This is a genomic window from Kitasatospora sp. NPDC057512, from assembly GCF_042802135.1.
GTDB lineage: Bacteria > Actinomycetota > Actinomycetes > Streptomycetales > Streptomycetaceae > Kitasatospora.
Genome location: NZ_JBHVET010000999.1, coordinates 1 through 2,457, shown reverse-complemented (window position 1 = coordinate 2,457; position 2,457 = coordinate 1). Strand labels below are relative to the sequence as shown.

The following is a 2,457-nucleotide window of genomic DNA, read 5'->3' as shown; positions in this document are numbered from 1 at the left end:
CCGGAGGGCAGGGCGCCGCCGCGGCCCCGGCAGCCGCCGTCGACCCGGCGGCCGGACGGATCGTCTTCGCCGGCACCGACCACCGCGGCCTCGGCCGGGTGACCGGCATGACGGACAGCACCCCGCTGTTCGGGCCCGGCCCGATCCACTTCGACCGGGACCCGTCCGCCCGCGGCGGCGAACTCGTCTTCACCAGCCTGCGGGACAGCCCGCTGCCCCAGGTGTACCTGCGCGACGCGGCCGGCGCGGTGCACCGGCTCACCACCGGCATGGACACCGCCCACCCCGCCCTGGCCCCCGACGGCAAGGGCGTCGTCTTCGAGGCCCTGGAGCCCCGCGCCGGAGACGGCGGCACCCGGCACGTCCTGTGGGCCGTCAACCGGGACGGCAGCGGACTGCGCCGGATCACCGAGGGCGCGGCCGACGAGACCCACCCCACCGTCTCGCCCGACGGCAAGTGGATCGCGTACTCCTGCGACGGCGAACCGTCGCACCGTCAGATCTACCTGCGGCCGTTCGAGGGCGGCGCGCCCGTCAAGGTCACCAGCGTGACCAGCGGGGACGCGGTCGACCCGGCCTGGAACCCGGTGAACGACGACGCCCACCGCAACGAGATCGTCTACACCCGGGACGAGGGCGCCCAGGGCCGGACCCTGGTCCTCACCACACCCACCGGCACCGAGAAGGCCTTCTTCCCCGGCACAGGCTCCACCTGGAAGACCGGCTCCGCCGGCTGGATGGCCGACGGCAGCGGGGTGCTCTTCCTCAGCGCCGACCTGCTCGACCCCAACGACCCGACCCCGCAGCCCGACCCGTCCCGGCCGCCGGTGGTGAACCTCTACCGCGCGCTGACCTGTAACTGCGAAGCGCCGAAGGTGCTCTACCGCGCCAACCGGCTGATCGCCACGCCGACCTGGCTGGGCACCCAGAACGAGGGCGGCCCCGTCGTCGAGCAGACCAGCGCCTCCGGCGCCAACGTCGCCGACGTCGAGGACGTCCTTCCCGACGGCTCCGACCCGCGCGACCTCGGCATCAGCGTGCTCCGCGAGGACCCGGCCGCCGCCGACAACACCAGCACCGACCCGGGCGCCGACCCGCTGTTCCACCCCCGCCCCGGCTTCGACCCCTGGTACGAGCGCCAGACCTACACGCCCGACGGCCGCCGGATCGTGGTCACCCGCTACGAGGACGGCCCGGCCGGACGGATCCAGCGGATCTGGACCGCCGACGGCGACGGCGCCGACCCGCAGCCGATGAACCTCGCCGGACGCGGCCCGAACGACCGCGACACCGACCCGTCGATCTCCCCGGACGGCAGGCTGATCGTGTTCAGCCGCAGCACCCCGGCCACCGGCCAGGACCAGGCCCGGCCCGGCCGGGTGCTGATCGCCGAGGTCGCCACCGGGAGGATCGTCGGCACCGTCCAGCCGCCGGCCGGCCAGCAGGGCGCCTCCGACGGCCAGCCGTTCTGGTCCCCCGACGGCAAGCTGATCGCCTTCTCCCGGACGGCGGTGGTCAACGGGAACGCCGGCAACCTGCACGTCTGGACCGTCGCCGCCGACGACCTCACCCGGCAGACCGACCTCAGCCGGACGGCCTGCCCGGGCAGCTGCGACGTCATCGACGACAGCCCCGCCTTCGCCCCCGACGGCCGCCGCATCGCCTTCAACCGCAAGGCCGGTGACGGCGGGAACAACCAGCGGGACGGGGTGGTCGTCACCTCGCCGACCGGCGAGGGCTGCACGGTGGTCGTGCCCACCGGGCTCGGCCAGGGCGCCTGCACCCGGCCGCTGCCCGACCGCCCCACCACCGGGCCCTTCCAGCCCCGCGACGTCGCCTGGACGGCGAACAGCGAGCAGCTGGTCCTGACCTCCCGCCGCGCCGCGCCGCCGAGCTCACCGGAGGGGCTCAAGGTCTACGACTTCGCCACCGCCAAACTCACCGAGCTCGACTGGCGGCTGCCGGGGCGCCAGAAGGAGCCGGCCGTCCAGCAGTCCGTCGACCTGGCGGTCAGCGTGCCCGAGCGGACCCCGGCCGTCCCCGTCGACGGCAGCACCGAGGTGACCATCACCGTCACCAACAAGGGCCCCGCGCCCTCACCCGGCACCGCCCTCACCGTCTCGGTGCCGACCGGCGCCCGGCTCGACAAGCTGACCACCCCGACCGGGACGTGCGACGCGGCCGCCCTGCGCTGCGAACTCGGCACCCTGACCCCGCGCCAGGTGGTCCGGATCAAGGCCACCCTGGTCGGCACCCGGCCCGGCGTCCCGGACTTCGGCTGGACCGTCACCGGGACGATCGTCGACCCGTACCCCGACGACGACTCCGCCCGGACCTTCCTGCCGGTGCTGGAACCGGCGACCCCCTCGCCGAGCCCGACCCCGACCCCCTCGCCGACCGCGGCGCCCCCCCCCCCCCCCCCCCCCCCCCCCCCCCCCCCCCCCCCCCCCCCCCCCC

Annotated in this window: 1 protein-coding gene; it reads left to right on the top strand. The window is 75.6% G+C overall.

The window, feature by feature from the left end:
• On the top strand, positions 1-2,457 hold a 2,457-nt coding region (locus ACFU6K_RS36755), incomplete at both ends, for a hypothetical protein (RefSeq protein ID WP_380670653.1).